The following is a 19,433-nucleotide window of genomic DNA, read 5'->3' as shown; positions in this document are numbered from 1 at the left end:
GGCACAATTAAATTGATCTTTTATACTTTCAATTGTGTAGTAAATAAAGACTTTTCCATCTTCATCGATCCAGCCATTTTTATATGAAAGACCCATTCGATTAAGCATATATGAATACAAAACTTTAGCTTCAATAGAAATGCTCTCAAAAATTTCATCTTCCATTAATACCATAGGTAACCTAATGAAGTTATACATTTCAGATTGCCTATTATAAAAATAATCAAAATTCATTCCTACCTCCTCTCTTTAAAATAAAAAAAGACGACAGAATTATTGCTTTCTATCGTCTACGGTTGTCTTATATTTATTTTTCTTCAAATTGATTTTATTGTATAGATTAATAATTCTAATAATCCAATAACATATATACCTAATTTAGGTAATCCAAATGGACTAAATAAAAATGCTAATATTAGTGCTTCAATTACAATTTGCTTGTCTCCTTGAAAAATGCTAGCTATTCCAATTATAAAAATCAAAGTAGAAACTACGCTTAACAACGCAGTACTCAAACTTAATATGAAGGTTAAAAAAGCTATGAGCAAACTCAACACTAATCTTATCGGTAATAAAATTATTCTAATTATCCATCTCATACATACTCCTAAAAATTAAACTGGGATTCATAACAAACCCCAGTTTCATAATTAGCGTGTCCTTTAATATAATTTTGATCCTGCTGGAATATTATCATCCAGCATTATTAAGTTAAGTTTTTCTTCACCGTCATACTCACAAATTGCAGATATAATCATACCTTCTGAGTCGATTCCCATCATCTTACGAGGAGGAAGATTACAAATTGCAAGTAGTGTCTTTCCAATTAAGCTCTCTGCGCTGTAATATTCCTTAATACCAGATAAAATAACTCTTTCTTTTTCAGAACCATCATCTAATGTAAATTTCAAAAGTTTTTTTGACTTAGGAACTTCTTCGCAGTTTTTAACCTTTACAACTCTAAAATCAGATTTTGAGAAAGTTTCAAAGTCTACCATATCTTCAAATAATGGTTCAACTTTCACTTTTGAAAGGTCAATTTCTTCTGTCGTAAGTTTGTCGTAAGTTTCGTAAGTTTCTTTTGACAAACCCCCATTTTCTGCCTTTTCTAAGCCTATTGGCTTCATTGTTGGGAATAGAAGTACGTCCCTGATTGAATGTTGACCTGTTAAAATCATGATTAGCCTATCGATACCAATTCCAAGTCCACCTGTTGGAGGTAGACCTACTTCTAGGGCATTTACAAAGTCATAGTCCATCATTTGGGCTTCATCATCGCCTGCTTCTCTTTTTCTAACTTGGTCTTCAAACCTTGCTCTTTGGTCTTCTGCATCGTTTAATTCTGAGAAGGCGTTGCCGATTTCTGCTCCAGAAACAAAGGCTTCAAACCTATAGGTTAGTGACCTATCGTCGTTCTTTCTCTTGGCAAGTGGTGAGATTTCTACGGGATAGTCTGTGATGAAGGTTGGTTGGATTAGCTTATCTTCAACAAATTCATCAAAGAATTCTGCAATAATTTCGCCTCTTGTTTCCTTTACTTCCACACCTTTTTCCTTGGCAATGGCTTTGGCTTCTTCGTCAGTTTTAATTTCGTTAAAGTCTACGCCAGAATATTCTTTTACAGCTTCTATCATTGGAATTCTCTTCCATGGAGCCTTAAGCTCTATTTCATGGCCGTCAAATTCTACAAGGGTTGTGCCCTTTACTTTTTTTGCAACGTGCTCTACCATGTTTTCAGTGATTTCCATCATGTCTTCATAGTCGCCGTAGGCTTGGTATAATTCCATGGCGGTGTATTCTGGGTTGTGGGTTGCGTCCATTCCTTCGTTTCTAAACATCCTACCGATTTCATATACCCTATCAAAACCACCTACGATTAGCCTTTTTAGGTAAAGTTCGTTGGCAATCCTTAGGTACATATCGATATCTAGAGTGTTGTGGTGGGTAATAAATGGACGAGCAGTAGCTCCACCTGCGATTGTATTGAGGATAGGAGTTTCTACTTCTAAGAATCCCCTACCGTCCAAAAATTCTCTGATTGCTGAAATTATTCTTGATCTTTGAACAAAAACTTCTTTTACTTCAGGATTTACTATTAAGTCTATATATCTTTGTCTATATCTAAGGTCTGGGTCCTTTAGGCCGTGCCATTTTTCAGGAAGCATTTGGAGAGCCTTGGTTAAAAGGTCGCTTTTTGCTACTTCTATTGATATTTCACCTTGGTTAGTTTTAAATACCTTGCCTTCAACACCGATGATATCACCGATATCGTATTTTTTGATATATTTAAAGTCATCGCCGATAACATTTTTACGGTTAACAACTTGGATTTGACCAAGGTCATCTTGAACATCCATAAAGCTCATGTTACCATGACCTCTTTTTGCAAGGATTCTTCCAGCTACCCTTACAGTTTGATCTTCATACTTCTCAAAGTTATCCTTGATTTCTTTTGAGCTTATCCTATTTTTAAAATTAACTATGCGGTGTGGGTCCTTGCCCTCTTCCTTAAGTTCATGAAGTTTTTCTCTTCTAATCTTAAGCATTTCATTTAAATCTTGAATGTTATCAGCCATTTTTTCTCCTTACTTAATATTCTTAATTACAAAATACATCTTGCCATTTGGAGTTTCTACTTCTACCCTATCATTAATCTTATGACCAATGATAGCTTCACCAACTGGTGACTCATTAGAAATATACCCTTCAAGTGGGTTTGATTCAGCTGTTCCTACGATTTTATATTCTACATCTTCTTCAAATTCTTCATCGTAAAGACAAACAGTATTGCCAACACCAACAGTGTCAGAATTTTCATCAACTTCGATAGTCTTGGCATTTCTAATCATGTCTTCTATCTTCATGATTCTTGATTCTACTTCACCTTGTTCATTCTTTGCTTCATCGTAATCAGCATTTTCTGAAAGGTCACCGAAGCTTCTTGCTATTTTGATTTTTTCTGCCATTTCAGGACGTTTTTTCGTTTTTAAATACTCTAATTCGTCCTCTAATTTTTCTAATTTTTCCTTAGTTAATATTACTTCTTTCTTCTCTGTCATTATAATCACCTAAAATTTTTCTATATTCATCTAGCAGGTCAAAAATTTCCTTGCTAGTATGTATCTTATTTACCCTGTCCCTATAGTCACTTGACATATAAAGACCCTTGATGTACCAACCAACATGTTTGCGCATTTGATTTATCACTAGCCTTTCGTCCTTAAACTTAAGGGCCAATTCATAATGCTCTTTTATTTGAGAAATTATCTCATCAAATGTAACTTTTGTGTAGGAGCCTTTTTCTAAATATTCCTTTATATAACGAAATATGAAGGGATTTCCCATGGCACCCCTTGCAATCATCGCTCCATCAGCTCCGGTTATCTCCATTGCTCTTATAAAATCTTCTGGAGTAAAAATATCGCCATTTGCTATTACTGGTATATTTACAGCTTCTTTTAAATTTTTAATCGCCTGCCAGTCGGCATGACCAGAATACATGGCTTTTCTAGTCCTAGCATGAAGGATTAGGTAGTCTGCACCAGCTTCTTCCATTGCCTTACCATTTTCTAAATAATTAATAGCATCATCATCAACGCCGAGACGGAATTTAATATTGATCACCTTATCGGTTGCCTCCCTCAAGGCCTTGGTTATCTTATAGACCTGGTGGGGATTTTTTAGAAGAGCAGAACCTTCGCCATTATTAAAAATTTTTGGAGCCGGACAACCCATGTTAAAAGAAATTTCTTTGATATTTGTAAGTGGATTTATTTTTTCTTCGACAACTCTCTTTATCTTATCAACATCCGAACCAAAAATTTGGATATTGGCATTTTTTTCCATATCTGATATAAACATAATATCAGCTGTCGCCTTATTATCGAAGGATAAGGCATTTACAGACACCATCTCTGTGAAGGTCTTATCGCAACCATTTTTTTCGCAAACTATCCTAAAGGCAGTGTCTGTCACACCCGCCAAGGGTGCAAGCATAATCTTTTTATCTACCAAGGTTTCTCTCATAGATTATCCTTAGGCCTTCAAGCATAAGATCTGGCTCTATGGTTTCTATATACTTACTGGATTGGGAAATTAGTTCCGAAAAACCACCTGTAGCTATTACATTTATTTCATCCCTATCAATGCCAAGCCTTTGAACTATCTCATCTTCGATAGTTTCTATAAGCTTATCTATCATACCAATATAACCAATTACTATTCCGGCGTTGATAGCTTCTGAAGTTGACTCTGTAATGGCTGTGGTTGGTTGTTTTAATTCGATTTTTGGTAGCTTTGCAGTCTTGCCAAAAAGTCCATCTTGGGCAATTTTTATACCTGGGGCTATAACTCCTCCAAGATACCTGGCATCTGAAGTAACCACGTCAACAGTTATAGCTGTTCCCATGTCTACTACCACTGAAGGTCCACCGTATTTTTCATAGGCAGCAACTGCATCTACTATCCTATCAGCACCAACCTCGCTTGGATTTTCATAATCAATGGTAATACCTGTGTAGGTATCATATTCGACCACCTTAGCTTCCTTGTCTAGAAGTTTTCTATTTGCTGATTGCCAGTTGTATAAAACATCTGGCACTACACAAGAAATTATGGTGTCATCAATGTCTTCGACCTTTATATCATGAATCATGAACATATTAAATAAAGTAGCAACTAATTGATCGCTGGTGCTGGTCAAGTCAGTTGCCACTCTAAATCTAGACTTTAAATTTTCCTTCTCGTAAATACCAATAACGGTATTTGTGTTTCCAATATCTATAACCAGTAGCATATATACTTCCTTTGTTTGATTTAGCTCTTATATGATACGGTTAAAGAGGCTTTTTTTCAAGCTTACTTCCCTAGTTTATACTTTCTTATAAGCTCGTTTATCTCTTCTATATCTTCTTTTTTGACTTTTACACTCTCGCGAGTGGTGTTTTTATCCTTTTTGATGGCCATAACAAGCTCACCCCTATTGGTGTCAAATCCCCATTTTTTTAGGTCTTTAAAATTTACAAAACCAGAATTAATTAGCATACCCTTTTCAGATATGTATAACTTGCATAGGGTGAAAATCATAAATACTATCGCCAATACAACCATCACACAAGCAGTCATCATGGAGTTTTTATCGTTAGTCTTATAACCATTTACAAGATTAACCCCACCAACAACTACTAGAATCGAAAATAAAATCATTTCCATAGATGTAATAGGCCTTTTGAAAGAAGTCACATTAGCTCCCAACAAGTTTTTATCCTTGTTCTGCTTAAAAATCCTATAGATGAAAAAAACTGTAATCGCCCCGTATAAAATTAATATAATCTTGTCAAATCCTTGCATCCTATCTCCCCCTTATCTTACATAATAAAATAGGTCCTGAGACCTATTTTATCTCCTCTATATCTTCGTAAACTGATCTTTTAACTACACCTATGTAAGCTAGGTTTCTATAAAGTTGGTTATAATCAAGACCAAATCCAACCACATAATCATTAGGTATTTTAAAACCTGTATAATCTGGTTTGATATCTACTTCACGCCTTTCTGGCTTATCAAGTAGGGTTATAATCTTTAGGTCTTTTGGCTCTCTTTTTAGGAGAGTTTCCTTGATTTTCTTTAAGGTATAACCGGTATCGATTATATCTTCGACAATCAAGACTTCCTTATCTTTTATATCAATATCAAGGTCCATTAAAATTTTTACATTGCCTGATGAGTAAGTGTTATTTTCATAAGAAGAAACAGACATAAACTCCATTTTTGTTTCAATGTTTAAATTTTTTGCTAGTTCTGTCATAAACATTACTGAGCCTTTTAGGATACAAATTAAAATTAACTCGTCCCTATCGGCATAGTGTTCGTTTAAAGTCTTTGCTAATTGTTTTATCTTTAAATTAAGACTTTCTTCATCAATTAACACTTTTTCGATTAAATCATCTTTGTCAATTTTCATCATAAACCTCGATTTTTAGTATTTTTTTTGTACCACCTGTGACCTTAAATTCATCACTTATCCTTAAAGATGCGAGCCAAATAATCTTATCGTCTGACAAAATAATAGGTAGCTCATCTCGCTTCTTCCTATCGATTTTTTGGTCAATAAAAAAATCTTTAAGCTTTTTTTCACTCTTATGACCCAAAGGCACAAACCTGTCTCCAGCACGCCTAGTCCTGACTTTCAAAGGAAAGTGGAGGAGGTCATAGTCAAAATACCCAACATTTTTATTTTTTTCATATTTTCCACTATTAATTATACTTGTTTTCAGATAAATTCCATCAAAGTGGACCTGGTCTTTGTCATATAAATATAGGTCAGTTTTGGATTTTTCCGCTGGGGTTAAAATTTCTAAAACATAGGCTTCATAAGACTTTCTTAAGGATATATCATCTTTTATTAAGCTTTTACCTGTGGCTAAATTTTTTATTTTCAAAAAATCATCCAAATTTTCTTTGGACAAGTCCTTGATTTCACCCTTCAAAACCCCTACAGCTTTTCTTAAAATCCTTCTTAGAAGTGCTGGGTCAGTTTTTTCAAAATGATCTTTATCAAAATAAATTTTTCCATGCTTGACCTTTGACATTTCATCAAACTTGCTATCCACACTTTTTTCCAAAATAGCCAAGTCATCTCTGGCAAGGTCTGATAATTTAAAAACTGCGTCAACTACATTAGGATTTATTTCTTCTAGGATAGGAATGATATCTAGCCTTATCTTATTTCTTGTATAATCGTTTTCAAAATTTGTATGGTCTATGGCGTAGGCAATTTCATTTGAGTCTAGGTAGGCTAAGATTTCTTTCTTTTTTATATTTAAGATAGGCCTTATAATATTTCCATTCTTATAGTCCATCGCCCTTAGTCCATCAAGACCTGTGCCCCTTATTATCCTCATAAGGGCTGTTTCTGCCTGATCGTCCTTATTATGGGCGACAGCAATCTTACTTATCGGAAATTTTTTTGATAAATCATTGAAAAATTCGTAGCGAAGGCGTCTACCTGCATCTTCTGATGAAATCTTAAGTTCTTTGGCAAGCTCATCCATGGACCTTGATCTTGAATAAAATTTTAGGCCAAGTTTTTCCGCAGTTTGCCTTACGAGGTCCTCATCCTTACTAGCTTCCTTCCTGTGAAGGTGGTTTAGGTGGGCAAGAACTATATCTATACCTAATTTATTTTTTAACTTATCTAGGATATGGATTAGAAATTGACTATCAGGCCCACCACTTGCCCCAACAATTACCGTATCACCCTCGCTAAGCAAATTATTTTCGACAACGGTCTTATAAACCCTATCTTCCATTTTCATTGGTCTTGGTCTCTACTTGCTGATTTTGAGTTTCTCGATCGTTTGGGTTTGGTAGACTGGTTTGACTAGCCTTATTGTTTTCATTTTGGCTAGGATTTTCTTCACCACTAGGATTAGCATTTTGATTATTGGCTGGGTTTGCTTGGTTTTCTCCATCAGATTTTTTTGGAGGCTTGATTACAGATGATTCTTCTTTTTCTTCATCATTATCTTTGCTTTTTTTAACCATGCCAAGTTTTTCCTCAGCCACTTTTTCCTTGAATTTATCAGTATTTCGCATCTCATAATCTTCTTTGAGACTATTGATTTCAGCCTTAACGTCTTCTAATTTTTTCTCGCTTGAAGTGATATCCTTAGTCATTTTTGCATTTTCTTTATTCATTGAGTGATTCAAATACAAAAATCCAAGGCTCACTGCAACCAACAAGGCCAAAACCATTCGCAAAAATCTTTTATTTTTTTCTCTTCTTTTAGAAAGGTAGGAGTCTTTCCTCGCCCTTCTTCTATTTCTAGCCATCTATTACCTCATACATTTCATCTGCTGTATTTTTCTTAGCGCCTTCAATTAAATCAAGCACTCTCACTTTTAGGACTGACTTGCCAAAGGTGATTTCAATTATATCACCCTTACAAACTTCACTGCCAGCCTTGGCAATCTTATCATTAATTTTTACACGCTCATTCTCGCAGGCTTCCTTAGCAACCTGTCTTCTTTTTATAATTCTTGAATTTTTTAAAAATTTATCTACTCTCATATCTTAACTGTACTTTTTATAGGCTCTTTTGCAATTTAGCCAAATTCCCGATTATTAGTATAGTAGTCTTATGAAATACATTCTCCATATCGACTGCGATGCCTTTTATGCATCTTGCGAAGAAATAAGAAATCCAAAACTAAAAAAAAGACCCATGGCTGTGGGAGGACTATCCAATAAATCCATAATCACAACTGCCAATTACGAGGCAAGAAAATTCGGCATCCACTCTGCTATGCCCGTTTTTATAGCAAAAGACCTCTGCCCCAACCTAATTTTAGTCAGGGTCGACCATGCCTATTATAAGGAGAAATCTATAGAGGTTTTTGACTTGGTAAAAGCTTACGCCAAAGTCTATGAACAAGTTTCTATAGATGAGGCTTACATAGAAGTAGACCTTAATGATCCTCTAGACTTTGCGAAAAATCTCCAAAATAAAATCCTTGCCAAGACTCAAATACCTATTTCAATCGGGATTTCCTACAACAAATTTCTTGCCAAACTTGCCTCTGACTGGAACAAACCTTATGGGATTAAATACATTGGCAAGGAAGACGTCAGTAAAATTCTCCCAGACCTACCTGTTGGCAAGGTCCATGGCATAGGACGTCGTGCGACTTATAAACTAAATAGGATTGGCATCTATAAGGTAGCTGACCTTTTAAAGCTCGATAAAGAATTTTTGGAAAGCTTATTCGGAAAGGGTGGGGACTATATATACGGAGTAATCAGGGGTATTGATGAAAGGCCGGTTAATCCGACAAGGGACAGGAAGTCTATTGGTAAGGAGAGGACTTTCAGCCAAAACACCAATAATATCCAAGTTTTGAAAGATTATTTAAGAAAAATTTCTGACTTGATTGAAATTGAGATGGTAAAAAAAGATATTCAGGCCAAGACAATCTCTATAAAATTGAAGGATGAAAATTTCAAAAACCAAACCCGTTCTCTAACCCTCCAAGAGCCAATCTACCTTGCAGACGACATCTACCTTGAAGCCATAAAGCTCCTAGATGAAGCCTTTAATGGCGAGTACATCAGGCTAATAGGTATTTCTCTATCAAATTTGTCAACTATGGATATGAACCAGCTAAGTTTTTTATAAAAAAATACCCGCAAGTATTTCTATACTTACGGGTTTTACTTTTATTCTTGATCTAAGATTGATTCTTGTTTTGCTTCTTCTGTTTCTTCTTCGACAGGTGCCAAATCTTTTTTGAAAGCCTCCCTAACCTTATCATCAATTAATTTGGCAAGGTCGGCATTTTCTTCAAGCATGATTTTGACATTTTCCCTACCTTGACCGAGTTTCTCATCTCCGTATGAATACCAAGACCCAGCTTTTTCGACAATACCTAAGTCAACTGCAGTATCTAAAAGTACTCCAGATTTTGAAATTCCCTTACCATACATGATATCAAATTCCACTATCTTAAATGGAGGAGCAACTTTGTTTTTAACAATTTTAACCCTGGTCCTAGAGCCGATTGAATTATCTCCCTCAGTTATGGTCTTAATCCTTCTAATATCAAGTCTTACTGAAGCATAGAACTTAAGGGCACGTCCACCTGTGGTTGTCTCAGGGTTCCCAAACATAACCCCGATTTTTTCTCTCAATTGATTGATGAAAATTACAGTTGTATTTGATTTAGAAATAATACCTGTAAGTCTTCTAAGAGCCTGGCTCATAAGTCTTGCTTGAAGACCCATGTGGCTGTCTCCCATTTCTCCTTCAATTTCAGCCTTTGGAACAAGGGCTGCAACAGAGTCGATTACAATGAGACCTACTGCCCCACTCCTGACAAGACTTTCTGCTATATCAAGACCTGCCTCACCTGTATCTGGTTGAGATAAGATTAATTCGTCAATATTTACTCCAAGATTTCCTGCATATTCTGCATCAAGGGCATGTTCTGCATCCACAAAGGCACAGGTATCACCAAGTTTTTGAGCTTCTGCTATAACGTGGAGAGCTAGGGTAGTCTTACCAGATGATTCTGGTCCATAAATTTCAATGACTCTTCCCCTTGGAAGTCCACCAATACCTAGGGCTATATCAAGGTTGACAGCACCAGTTGGAATTGAATCTATGGCAACTCTTGGTGCCTCGCCCATCTTCATAATTGAGCCTTTTCCATATTTCTTTTCTATCTGCTTAAAAGCCTGATCTAGGGCCTTCTTTTTATCTGCGTCCATATACACTCCTTATACACTTAATGTCTTAATAGTATTATATACCTTTTTTTATTAAAGTCTAATTTCTTGTTCTAACCATATTTATTGAAAAAATTATAAATTGAATGGTCACCATCAGAATTAGTCCAATATTGATTTGTTGAACGTTAATAATTAGGGGTACCATCAAAAATAAAATTCCACCAAAAATAACTATATTGGAACTTAACTTATCTTCTAAGTGCGAATTTTTACGCATGGCATTTGCCATTATTATCCCTGCCACAAGCAAGGAGGCTAGAAATAAAATCGGAAAAAAATTGCCGTAGCCCCAGGTCATAGGCGATATAAAATTAAACTTTTTTATGGTAATCGTAGCTCCATCAGACATAAACCTTTGGTGGATGAAATTACCAAAAAAAGATGCTAGGGCTTGAACTACAAGTAGGATTAACTCAACTCTTATTAGTTTCTTGCCTTTTTCATTATCCATATATACTCCCAAAGTCCAGTCTTAAATATTTTCTAAGTCTAAAACTTTCTTATTTTTTATCAAATAATCAAGTCCTGATATAATTGTCAAAATCACTGCCAAATAAAATACGTAAATCCCAAATTTATTTAAAACTTCATTATGTAGCAATAATAAAACTAGGGAAATCATCTGGCTGGTTGTCTTTGCCTTGCCCCACATGGATGCTGCGATGGTTATACCCATATCAGCTGCAAGTGTCCTAAAACCTGTGATTATAAGTTCTCTTGAAATAATTATTATAACAGACCAAGCAGGAATTACCCCTGCCTCAACCAAAACAATAAAGGCCGCCATTGTTAGAACCTTATCCACAAGGGGGTCTACAAATTTACCGAAATTTGTAATTAAATTTCTACTTCTGGCAAGATAACCGTCGAGGGCATCTGTTAGGGATGCTAGCATAAATAAAATAGCTGCTATATTATAACTTGTACCAAAGTAGTAGAAGGCTACAACAAAAATTGGTATCATAACTAATCTTACCATGGTAACTTTATTTGCTATATTCATTTTTTTCTCCTATAAATTTTCAATTTGTGTCCTATCCACAAGGACCTTACGAGGTTTGCTGCCCTCATAGCCACCGACTATCCCCTTTTGCTCTAGCTGGTCGATAATCCTGCCAGCCCTGGCATAGCCGATTTTAAGCTTTCTTTGAAGCATGGATACAGACGCTGTTTGATCAGCTACTATTACCTTGATTGCCTCATCCAAGAGTTCATCTTCATCTTCAAGATCAGCTGTAACATTTTCTTCAATCTTTTCGATTGCTTCTTCATTATAGTTTGTTTCGCTAGAGCCTTTTATATAATCCACAACCCTAAGAACTTCCTCATCCGAAATGAAAGCTCCTTGTATTCTTAAAGGTTTCATAGAATCAGATGAAGCATAGAGCATATCTCCCTTACCAAGGAGTTTTTCTGCCCCTTGCATATCCAAAATTGTCCTTGAATCTATCTGACTTGTAACAGCAAAGGAAATCCTTGAAGGAATATTTGCCTTGATTGTTCCTGTAATTACGTCCACAGTTGGTCTTTGGGTTGCAATTATTAAGTGTATTCCACAAGCCCTAGATTTTTGGGCAAGCCTTGTAATATAATCTTCAACTTCACTTGCAGCTGTCATCATCAAATCTGAAAGTTCGTCAACAATTACAACTATATAAGGAAGATTTTCCATGGAGTCATCGGTCTCAGCCGCTCTCTTATAACCCTTAATATCCCTAACTTGGTTTTCTTCAAAAAGTTTATACCTTCTTTCCATTTCAGAAATCGCCCAAAATAGTGAAGAAGATGCCTTCTTAGGGTCGGTTATAACTGGCATAATCAAGTGTGGAATCCCATTATAAATTGAAAGTTCAACCACCTTTGGGTCTATCAAGAGAAGTTTGACTTCATCTGGGCTGTGCTTATATAAAATGGACATGATTATTGTGTTGATACAAACAGATTTACCAGAACCAGTTGCACCTGACACCAACAAGTGTGGCATTTTTTCGATAGCTGAAATAATTGGTTCACCTGAAATTGACTTACCCATGGCAAAAGGAATGGCATGTCTTGATTTGATAAATTGAGTTGATGAGATGATTTCCTTAAAACCTACTATCTCTTTTTTGTCGTTGGCAACTTCGATCCCAACATGAGATTTGCCTGGAATTGGCGCTTCAATCCTAATTCCTGATGTGGCAAGACTTAAAGAAAGGTCATCAGCTAAGTTTACAATTTTTGAAACCTTAACACCCCTAGCAGGTTTTAATTCATAGCAGGTGACAGTAGGACCCACGTCTATCTGGACAATCTTTCCATCAATCCCAAAAGACTCCAAAGTCTCCTCAATAATTCCTGCCTTTGCCCTTATTTCACTATTATCAATCCCGCCTTCGGCATTAACATCTTTCAAAAGATTGACTGGTGGGTAGGAATAATCTGCAAATTCTCTTTTTAAATCTTCGTTAAGGTCTGCAAATTCTACTTGTTTAGACTTGTAATCCCTAATCAAATCATCATTTTTCAAATCTTTTTGAATTTCTTCCCTTGGCCTATCCTCCTCTTTTCTGCTTGGCCTTTTTTTAATTGCCTTCCTTGGAGGATTATCAGACAAGTTATTGTTTATCCTAATACTTGGGATTCTTTCTTCTTTTAAAGATTTCTTAGTCTTGGATTCATCGATTTTTTCCCTTATCTTAAGATAAGCTTTTTGGCTTAGATGCTTGATACCAATGCCTAAAATTATAAAACCATCTCTTAATTTCAAGAAAAATTCCTTGTAGGTAAAGGGACTAACATTTATTATTAATGAACCTATTAGGGTCGCATAGAGAATATAAAGACCAAGATGGCCGATAAAGCTTAAGGTATAAAATCCAACAAGACCTCCAAACCATCCTCCACCCAAATTTCCTTTAAAGGCAGAATACTCTACTGACCAAGCCAGCTCATTTCTGATATAATCCTTGGATGAGATAGCAAGGGTCAAAAAATAAATACTATAAATTAAAAGCATGCGACTTAAATTATCCCTAAACTTTTCCCTATAGATCAAATAAAAACTTGCAAATAATAAAATTGGGAAAGCAAGGCTGAACTTACCAAAGAGACCTTCAAAAAATCTTGCTAAAGCATCGCCAATTAGTCCTGTACTTGATGATAAAATAAAAATAAATATAAGGACAGATATGGCCATAACTACCATCGAAAATTTCTTTATATCAAAGGATCTCTCCCTGAATTTTTTTTGTTTACTTTTGTTGGGAGATTTGCTAGTCGTCTTTTTCCTAATTCTCCCAGAATTCCTATTTGTCATATACACCTCTCCCCTATATTATATGGTAAATTAATTAAAAATAAACCATATAAAATTTACAACTAGTGAGTCTTCAAAATAATTTTTCATAAAAAAAGCACCTATATTAAAGGTGCTATCTTCTATTTAAATAAATCTGAATGTGATCCCGTCCTTATTAAGGTTAAGACTAGCGTTTCATTAAACTTTTCATAAATAAGCAAAAAATCTGACTCTATATGACATTCTCGAGTCCCCTTGTAATTTCCAGCTAATGAATGATCCCTATATTTTTCATCAAGGGATTCATCATTTGCTAATTTCTCAACAATATCTAAGAGTTTTTCAATATCTTTTCCTTGCTTTTTAACTTGCTTTAAATCCTTTTTAAATCTACTTGTAAACTTTATTTTATACTTCAAGAGCTTTCCTCAAGTCATCCATACTATAATAAGCTGTAACGTTCTTATCTTTAGCTATCATTCTTCCTTCTTCTATAGCTTTTATGGTTTCATCACTTGGGATATCAAGTTTTAAATCAAAAGGAATACCACTTTCTCTAATACTTGCTCTTAAAAACATATTTATAGCGGTAGTCATATTTAAACCTAAACTAGAATAGATTTTTTCTGCTGCTTCTTTTATTTCCTTGTCTGTCCTTATGTTCAAATTTGTTGTAGCCATTTGCTCATCTCCTTTGCCTATATTATATAGCTTAATCAGTACGCAGTCAATACACCGTCATTATATTGCCCACGATAAATTTGGATTTTCTTTATTCCTAATAAGTAATCTAAGATAATTTTTCTTTAAATTCTTATATGCATCGTGGCATAAGAACCCCTCCATCCTAATTTTGAATTTTGGGGTTCAGTTCAATCTTTAACGCCTTATCTTTTATCATCTATATCCTTAAGATCTTGTACTTTATCATTAAATTCTTTTATATCTTCTTCAGAAAGCTGCCATGTAAATGGAGTTGTGATCATGGGCACTCCCTCCATTGTAATATAAGGATAATTTTCATACATATAAAAATCTATCTTTGTAGCTTCATTATCTTTACCCTTGCTGGTAAATATTACATAATAAGATTTTATTGCATCCTCAGGTATTTCTTTAAAATAATTGTCGAATTTCTTATCATTAACATTTTCTACGCTCATCCCTATAAAATTACTAAAATAATCTAACTCTTCTTGTTTTTCTGTTTCAGCAATTTTTACATTGTTAGAATCAAATATTTCAATCTTATCTTCTTTTTTCTTGCTCCTACAAGAAGTGAAAACTATTAAAAAAGCAATAACAATAGTCATAAATACAAATCTTCTTCTCATTTTAAACCTCCGAATTGAATTATTGTAAAACCACAGCTACTTTTTTTATTATTTTAAAATAATTATTTTAATTTGTCAATATACCACTTAAGATTTTTAATAAAAAAAATACTCCCTTAGCCAAAAAATGACTTAAGGGAGTAAATTTTTTAATTATTTAAGATTTTAAAATAATAAGTGAGCTAAAATTACTATTACTGGAAGAGTAATTAATGTTCTTTCTAAGAATAGGATGAAGATATCTTTTAGGTCTACAGGTATGTTTGAACCAAGGATAACTGCTCCTGTTTCTGACATGTAGATAAGTTGGGTTACAGATACAGCTGCTACCACAAATTGGGTAAATTGAGATGTAATGCCCTTGCTGGCTAGGATTGATGGAACAACCATGTCGGCAAAACCAACTACCATTGTCTTACTTGCTTCAACTGCTTCTGGCACTTGGAGAAGTTTTAAGATTGGTAAGAATGGCATACCAAGCCAAGTAAAGATTGGTGTTGATTCAGACAATACTAGGGCAAGGGTACCTGCTGCCATGATTACTGGAGTTACACCAAGCCAGAGGCTTAAAACTGTGTCACGTCCATTTAATAGGAATTGTTTTAGATTTAAGTTCTTCTCTGCCTTTAAAACTGCAAGTTGGGTGGCCCATTCTAGTCTGGTGAAGTTTTCTGGAACTGTTTCTTCGTTTGGATTTTCTTGTTCTTTTGCCCTTACATCTCTCTTGCCTGAGAGAGGTGGGATACGTGGCACGATTAAAGCTGCTACTATACCAGATACGCCAACTATTAAGTAAAATAGACCAAACCTGTCAACCATGTTAACATTTTCAAGTACAACCATACAGAAAGTAATTGATACAGCTGAGAAAGTTGTAGAAATAATTGCTGCTTCTTTTTCGGTATAGTTTCCTTCTTCGTATTGTTTAGCAGTGAGGGCAACACCGATTGTACCATCACCTATCCATGAAGCCACACAGTCTACTGCTGAACGGCCAGGAAGTTTAAAGACTGGTCTCATAATTTTTGATAGGAAAATACCAACAAATTCGAGGATACCGAATTCTGTTAGGAATGGTAGGATGAAACCTGCTACCAAGAATATAGTCAAAAGTCCACCAATTAATTCAAATAGGATTAGACCACCGGTATTTTCAGACCAAATCAATTCTGGTCCAAGTTTAAAGGCTGTCATGTAGCCGATTATGCAACCTGCAACTCTAGCAAAAAGCCAGATAGGAGTAATATCTGAAATTTCCTTAAGGATAGGAGATTTCTCAATAAAACTAGGTTTAGCAAATTTATAAGCTAGACCAAGTATGGTTGATATTGTAATACAAGCCAAAGCCACATAGTGGATTGGAACTATTGAGTTAATTGTTTGGTTTAAAAATTTTGAAATTACTGATACTGCTACAGTCGAACCACCATTAGCTGTCTTAAATGGCGTCATTAGAAGTAGCACACCTATGGCTGAAGGGATCACAAACTTCAATACCCTAGCAAATGTTATTTTTTCTTTTTTAATTGTCATTTTTTACCTCTTAATTTAACTAGCGCCCATAAAATCAAAAATATGTAAGTCATGATTAATTTAAGGGCATTTGTCGAACGTCAATTACCTAGGATATTTTTAAAATCACTTAAAAAATTGGATAATACTAAGAAATTCTCCTAGGCTATGCAAAGTTTTTTTAGATCCCTATTTTAAAAAATTGATGAATTTTATTTATAGGAAATCTTTTGCTAAGATTAATTTTCCGCATCTTTTCACTTTGCTAAAAAGACTGGCATTTTACCTCCTTGTACATATTTCGTAAATAAAATAACGATTTCTTATATTTTTATATTAACATATCTTTTATATTTCTGCAATAATAATTCTTCCTAATTAATTAAATAAAATAAAAAAGTTCAATTTACTTGTCGATTTAATAATAAAAAAACTGCTACACCTTGTGTAACAGTCTTTAATCTTATTCTTTGTCTTTTCTATATGGAGATTCATCTACTGGCCAAGCTTCTGCCTTTTCAGGTCTTTCAGCTTTTTCAGGTTTTTCTAGGAGGGCCTTTCTTGAAAGGTTAATCCTACCTTGCCTATCAATTTCAGTAACCTTAACTGTCACCTTATCTCCAACCTTAAGCTCATCTTCAACCTTAGCAACTCTGTGGTTTGCGATTTGGCTGATATGAAGGAGTCCTTCCTTGCCGATTGCTATTTCTACAAAGGCGCCAAAGTTCATGAGTCTTACAACTGTGCCTTCATATATATCGCCTGGTTTTGGATCGGTAACTATAGCTTTAATCATTTCTATAGCTTTCTTACCACTTGCCCCATCGTTAGATGCAACTGTGATGTGGCCGTCATCTTCGGTTTCGATTTTAACTCCTGTGGCGTCTATAATCTTGTTGATGTTCTTTCCACCAGAACCAATTACATCTCTTACCTTTTCTGGGTCGATGTCAATTGTATATAGTCTTGGTGCATATTCTGATAATTCTGCCCTTGGAGCATCAATAGCAGCTTCGATTACATCTAGTATCCTAAATCTAGCATCTTTTGCATCTGCTAGGGATTGTCTTAGGACTTCTTCTGTAATACCAGATATTTTCATATCCATTTGAAGAGCTGTGATACCATCACGAGTACCAGCTACCTTAAAGTCCATATCGCCAAGGTGATCTTCAAGACCTTGGATGTCTGTAAGGATAGAAATTGAGTCGTCTTCCTTGATTAGACCCATAGCTATACCTGCGACTGGCTTTTTGATTGGTACACCCGCATCCATTAGGGATAGGGTTGAACCACAAATTGAAGCTTGGGAGCTTGAACCGTTAGAAGATAAAACTTCAGAAACAACTCTCATTGTGTATGGGAAGTCTTTTTCGTCTGGAAGTACTGGCACAAGAGCTCTCTCAGCAAGGTGACCATGGCCGATTTCACGTCTACCTGGTCCTCTTAGTGGTCTTACATCTCCTACACAGAATGGTGGGAAATTGTATTGGTGCATATATCTTTTTTCTACATCTTCGATATTTAAACCATCAATTAATTGGCTATCAGCTGGAGAACCTAGGGTTACTATTGATAATACTTGGGTTTGACCTCTTTGGAAGAGACCTGAACCATGCACTCTTGGCAAAACTCCTGCCTCTGCAGAAAGTGGTCTGATTTCAGTAAGCTCTCTGCCGTCTGGTCTGATTTTATCAATAGAAATCATCCTTCTGACTTCTTTTTTCATGATATTGTCAATTCTTCTATGGATTTCATCTTCACTTTCTGGATAAGCTTCTAGGAATTTCTCCTTGGCTTCTTCCTCAATCCTAAAGATGTTATCTTCTCTTTCAGTCTTATCTGTAGTCCTGATTGATGATTTGATGTCTTCTTCAAAAGCTTCTGAAATAAGTCTATCAAGCTCTGTTTCCTCATGGACTTCAACTTCTTTTTTAGGTAGACCAATGTCATCTATAATTGTTTGGATGAAGTCAGAAATATCTCCAATTTCATCAAGGGCAAGTAGCATTGCTTCAAGCATTTCGCTTTCATCAAGTTCGTTTGCTCCAGCTTCAACCATGTTGATAGCGCCTTTCCTACCTGCTACAGTAAGTTCAAGTTGAGATTTCTTTCTATCTTCTTCATTTGGGTTTACAACTAATTTTCCATCTACCTTGCCTACCATACAAGCTCCTACTGGGCCATTAAATGGTATGTCAGAAATACCTAGGGCTATTGATGCACCAATAGTTGTAAGTGGGTCTGGAAGGTGGTCGTGGTCCATTGATAGGACTGTAGCTATGATTTGTACATCATTGTAATAGTCTTCTGGGAATAGTGGTCTAAGAGGTCTATCCATTTGTCTGGCGATAAGAGTTGCTTCATCGCTTGCCTTGCCTTCTCTTCTTAGGAAACCTCCTGGGATTTTACCAACTGCATAAAGTTTTTCTTGGAAATCGCAAATAAGTGGGAAAAAGTCTATACCCTCTCTTGGTTTTTCGCTAGCTACTGCAGTTACTAAAAGTGTGGTGTCGCCGCTTTGAATAAGGCAGGCACCGTTGGCTTGCTCTGCATACTTGCCGATTGTTACCTCAAAGTCATATCCGTTTTTTGAAGTGTATTTGTAATTTTTGATCATTATCTCTCCTATATATAAAATAAGGCGGGTAATACCCCGCCAAAATAATTAACCTCTTAGTCCAAGTCTATCGATAATTGATCTATATCTATCAATATCATTGTCTTTTAAATAAGTAAGCATACCTCTTCTACGTCTGATCATTTTGTATAATCCACGTCTTGAAGAATGGTCTTTTGTGTTTAATTTTAAGTGTTCAGTTAAGTCAGCTATTCTTTTTGATAGGATAGCGATTTGTACTTCTGGTGAACCTGTGTCTTTCTCATCTAATTGGTATTCTTTAATTATTGCTTGTTTTTCTACTGCGTTCATAATTTCCTCCGTATTATTTAATAGAGCCTTTGCCATGTATTAGTCGAGGTCTCATATACCTAGCAAAGCTACGTCTTTATTATACAC

General features: G+C 35.3%; 22 protein-coding genes. 1 reads left to right on the top strand and 21 read right to left on the bottom strand.

Annotated elements, in window-relative coordinates:
- The 11 genes from HMPREF0072_RS06510 to HMPREF0072_RS06460 all read right to left on the bottom strand — a co-directional run.
- On the bottom strand, positions 1-234 hold a 234-nt coding region (locus HMPREF0072_RS06510; protein WP_004827251.1), incomplete at its 3' end, for a replication initiator protein A.
- A gap of 83 nt (positions 235-317) precedes the next feature.
- Positions 318-599: a CD1845 family protein gene (locus tag HMPREF0072_RS06505; RefSeq protein ID WP_039931191.1), complete on the bottom strand. Its 282-nt coding sequence runs from the start codon at positions 597-599 to the stop codon at positions 318-320.
- 63 nt (positions 600-662) lie between these two features.
- Positions 663-2,576, bottom strand: a complete 1,914-nt coding sequence (gene lysS / locus HMPREF0072_RS06500) for a lysine--tRNA ligase (RefSeq protein ID WP_004828512.1) — start codon at positions 2,574-2,576, stop codon at positions 663-665.
- A 9-nt stretch (positions 2,577-2,585) separates the two neighbouring features.
- A complete protein-coding gene (gene greA / locus HMPREF0072_RS06495) occupies positions 2,586-3,059 on the bottom strand; it encodes a transcription elongation factor GreA (protein WP_004828510.1) in 474 nt (157 codons plus the stop codon).
- Positions 3,028-4,026 (bottom strand): tRNA dihydrouridine synthase DusB, encoded by a 999-nt coding sequence (gene dusB / locus HMPREF0072_RS06490; RefSeq protein WP_004828508.1) that lies wholly within the window; start codon positions 4,024-4,026, stop codon positions 3,028-3,030. Before dusB ends, greA begins: the two co-directional genes overlap by 32 nt.
- A complete protein-coding gene (locus HMPREF0072_RS06485) occupies positions 4,004-4,795 on the bottom strand; it encodes a type III pantothenate kinase (RefSeq protein WP_004828506.1) in 792 nt (263 codons plus the stop codon). The genes dusB and HMPREF0072_RS06485 overlap by 23 nt, the downstream gene beginning before the upstream one ends.
- Before the next feature lie 62 nt (positions 4,796-4,857).
- Positions 4,858-5,349 (bottom strand): DUF5673 domain-containing protein, encoded by a 492-nt coding sequence (locus tag HMPREF0072_RS06480; protein WP_004828504.1) that lies wholly within the window; start codon positions 5,347-5,349, stop codon positions 4,858-4,860.
- Between the two features lie 43 nt (positions 5,350-5,392).
- Complete coding sequence (gene hpt / locus HMPREF0072_RS06475; RefSeq protein WP_039931190.1) at positions 5,393-5,962, bottom strand: hypoxanthine phosphoribosyltransferase; 570 nt, start codon at positions 5,960-5,962, stop codon at positions 5,393-5,395.
- A complete protein-coding gene (tilS, locus tag HMPREF0072_RS06470; protein WP_004828500.1) occupies positions 5,952-7,316 on the bottom strand; it encodes a tRNA lysidine(34) synthetase TilS in 1,365 nt (454 codons plus the stop codon). The genes hpt and tilS overlap by 11 nt, the downstream gene beginning before the upstream one ends.
- Complete coding sequence (locus HMPREF0072_RS12310) at positions 7,300-7,833, bottom strand: PilN family protein (protein ID WP_004828498.1); 534 nt, start codon at positions 7,831-7,833, stop codon at positions 7,300-7,302. Before HMPREF0072_RS12310 ends, tilS begins: the two co-directional genes overlap by 17 nt.
- Positions 7,826-8,071: an RNA-binding S4 domain-containing protein gene (locus HMPREF0072_RS06460; protein ID WP_004828496.1), complete on the bottom strand. Its 246-nt coding sequence runs from the start codon at positions 8,069-8,071 to the stop codon at positions 7,826-7,828. The genes HMPREF0072_RS12310 and HMPREF0072_RS06460 overlap by 8 nt, the downstream gene beginning before the upstream one ends.
- Before the next feature lie 70 nt (positions 8,072-8,141).
- Here HMPREF0072_RS06460 and HMPREF0072_RS06455 point away from each other — a divergent pair, with 70 nt between their 5' ends.
- The gene (locus HMPREF0072_RS06455) at positions 8,142-9,176 is read left to right on the top strand and encodes a DNA polymerase IV (protein WP_004828494.1); all 1,035 of its coding nucleotides are present in this window, start codon (positions 8,142-8,144) and stop codon (positions 9,174-9,176) included.
- A gap of 41 nt (positions 9,177-9,217) precedes the next feature.
- On the opposite strand, the gene recA is transcribed toward HMPREF0072_RS06455, so the two are convergent.
- From recA to rpsO, 10 genes are all read right to left on the bottom strand, one after another.
- Complete coding sequence (recA, locus tag HMPREF0072_RS06450; RefSeq protein WP_004828493.1) at positions 9,218-10,267, bottom strand: recombinase RecA; 1,050 nt, start codon at positions 10,265-10,267, stop codon at positions 9,218-9,220.
- A 58-nt stretch (positions 10,268-10,325) separates the two neighbouring features.
- Positions 10,326-10,739 carry a hypothetical protein gene (locus HMPREF0072_RS06445; RefSeq protein ID WP_004828491.1) on the bottom strand — a complete coding sequence of 138 codons (414 nt, stop codon included), beginning with the start codon at positions 10,737-10,739 and terminating at the stop codon, positions 10,326-10,328.
- A gap of 21 nt (positions 10,740-10,760) precedes the next feature.
- Positions 10,761-11,291, bottom strand: a complete 531-nt coding sequence (gene pgsA, locus HMPREF0072_RS06440; protein ID WP_004828489.1) for a CDP-diacylglycerol--glycerol-3-phosphate 3-phosphatidyltransferase — start codon at positions 11,289-11,291, stop codon at positions 10,761-10,763.
- Between the two features lie 9 nt (positions 11,292-11,300).
- The gene (locus HMPREF0072_RS06435; RefSeq protein WP_004828486.1) at positions 11,301-13,586 is read right to left on the bottom strand and encodes a DNA translocase FtsK; all 2,286 of its coding nucleotides are present in this window, start codon (positions 13,584-13,586) and stop codon (positions 11,301-11,303) included.
- Between the two features lie 122 nt (positions 13,587-13,708).
- On the bottom strand, positions 13,709-13,987 hold the full coding sequence (locus HMPREF0072_RS06430; RefSeq protein ID WP_004828484.1) for a type II toxin-antitoxin system YafQ family toxin: 279 nt from the start codon (positions 13,985-13,987) through the stop codon (positions 13,709-13,711).
- Entirely contained in the window at positions 13,977-14,249 is a 273-nt protein-coding gene (locus HMPREF0072_RS06425; RefSeq protein WP_004828482.1) for a type II toxin-antitoxin system RelB/DinJ family antitoxin, read from the bottom strand. Before HMPREF0072_RS06425 ends, HMPREF0072_RS06430 begins: the two co-directional genes overlap by 11 nt.
- A 206-nt stretch (positions 14,250-14,455) precedes the next feature.
- On the bottom strand, positions 14,456-14,902 hold the full coding sequence (locus HMPREF0072_RS06420) for a hypothetical protein (RefSeq protein ID WP_004828479.1): 447 nt from the start codon (positions 14,900-14,902) through the stop codon (positions 14,456-14,458).
- A gap of 165 nt (positions 14,903-15,067) precedes the next feature.
- Positions 15,068-16,435, bottom strand: a complete 1,368-nt coding sequence (locus HMPREF0072_RS06415; RefSeq protein ID WP_004828477.1) for a YjiH family protein — start codon at positions 16,433-16,435, stop codon at positions 15,068-15,070.
- Positions 16,436-16,877: 442 nt separating this feature from the next.
- Positions 16,878-19,034 (bottom strand): polyribonucleotide nucleotidyltransferase, encoded by a 2,157-nt coding sequence (locus HMPREF0072_RS06410; RefSeq protein ID WP_004828474.1) that lies wholly within the window; start codon positions 19,032-19,034, stop codon positions 16,878-16,880.
- 48 nt (positions 19,035-19,082) lie between these two features.
- Positions 19,083-19,346 (bottom strand): 30S ribosomal protein S15, encoded by a 264-nt coding sequence (gene rpsO, locus HMPREF0072_RS06405; RefSeq protein WP_197049851.1) that lies wholly within the window; start codon positions 19,344-19,346, stop codon positions 19,083-19,085.
- Positions 19,347-19,433: the final 87 nt, after the last annotated feature.

This window comes from Anaerococcus lactolyticus ATCC 51172 (assembly GCF_000156575.1).
GTDB lineage: Bacteria > Bacillota > Clostridia > Tissierellales > Peptoniphilaceae > Anaerococcus > Anaerococcus lactolyticus.
Note: the sequence above shows the minus strand (reverse complement) of the source record. Positions and strands in the feature narration are given on the sequence as shown.

What these genes read in the sequence shown, in the direction of transcription:
- HMPREF0072_RS06505 (WP_039931191.1), bottom strand. Translation starts at nt 599, where the DNA reads ATGAGATGGATAATTAGAATAATTTTATTACCGATAAGATTAGTGTTG.
- lysS (WP_004828512.1), bottom strand. Translation starts at nt 2,576, where the DNA reads ATGGCTGATAACATTCAAGATTTAAATGAAATGCTTAAGATTAGAAGA.
- greA (WP_004828510.1), bottom strand. Translation starts at nt 3,059, where the DNA reads ATGACAGAGAAGAAAGAAGTAATATTAACTAAGGAAAAATTAGAAAAA.
- dusB (WP_004828508.1), bottom strand. Translation starts at nt 4,026, where the DNA reads ATGAGAGAAACCTTGGTAGATAAAAAGATTATGCTTGCACCCTTGGCG.
- HMPREF0072_RS06485 (WP_004828506.1), bottom strand. Translation starts at nt 4,795, where the DNA reads ATGCTACTGGTTATAGATATTGGAAACACAAATACCGTTATTGGTATT.
- HMPREF0072_RS06480 (WP_004828504.1), bottom strand. Translation starts at nt 5,349, where the DNA reads ATGCAAGGATTTGACAAGATTATATTAATTTTATACGGGGCGATTACA.
- hpt (WP_039931190.1), bottom strand. Translation starts at nt 5,962, where the DNA reads ATGAAAATTGACAAAGATGATTTAATCGAAAAAGTGTTAATTGATGAA.
- tilS (WP_004828500.1), bottom strand. Translation starts at nt 7,316, where the DNA reads ATGAAAATGGAAGATAGGGTTTATAAGACCGTTGTCGAAAATAATTTG.
- HMPREF0072_RS12310 (WP_004828498.1), bottom strand. Translation starts at nt 7,833, where the DNA reads ATGGCTAGAAATAGAAGAAGGGCGAGGAAAGACTCCTACCTTTCTAAA.
- HMPREF0072_RS06460 (WP_004828496.1), bottom strand. Translation starts at nt 8,071, where the DNA reads ATGAGAGTAGATAAATTTTTAAAAAATTCAAGAATTATAAAAAGAAGA.
- HMPREF0072_RS06455 (WP_004828494.1), top strand. Translation starts at nt 8,142, where the DNA reads ATGAAATACATTCTCCATATCGACTGCGATGCCTTTTATGCATCTTGC.
- recA (WP_004828493.1), bottom strand. Translation starts at nt 10,267, where the DNA reads ATGGACGCAGATAAAAAGAAGGCCCTAGATCAGGCTTTTAAGCAGATA.
- HMPREF0072_RS06445 (WP_004828491.1), bottom strand. Translation starts at nt 10,739, where the DNA reads ATGGATAATGAAAAAGGCAAGAAACTAATAAGAGTTGAGTTAATCCTA.
- pgsA (WP_004828489.1), bottom strand. Translation starts at nt 11,291, where the DNA reads ATGAATATAGCAAATAAAGTTACCATGGTAAGATTAGTTATGATACCA.
- HMPREF0072_RS06435 (WP_004828486.1), bottom strand. Translation starts at nt 13,586, where the DNA reads ATGACAAATAGGAATTCTGGGAGAATTAGGAAAAAGACGACTAGCAAA.
- HMPREF0072_RS06425 (WP_004828482.1), bottom strand. Translation starts at nt 14,249, where the DNA reads ATGGCTACAACAAATTTGAACATAAGGACAGACAAGGAAATAAAAGAA.
- HMPREF0072_RS06420 (WP_004828479.1), bottom strand. Translation starts at nt 14,902, where the DNA reads ATGAGAAGAAGATTTGTATTTATGACTATTGTTATTGCTTTTTTAATA.
- HMPREF0072_RS06415 (WP_004828477.1), bottom strand. Translation starts at nt 16,435, where the DNA reads ATGACAATTAAAAAAGAAAAAATAACATTTGCTAGGGTATTGAAGTTT.
- HMPREF0072_RS06410 (WP_004828474.1), bottom strand. Translation starts at nt 19,034, where the DNA reads ATGATCAAAAATTACAAATACACTTCAAAAAACGGATATGACTTTGAG.
- rpsO (WP_197049851.1), bottom strand. Translation starts at nt 19,346, where the DNA reads ATGAACGCAGTAGAAAAACAAGCAATAATTAAAGAATACCAATTAGAT.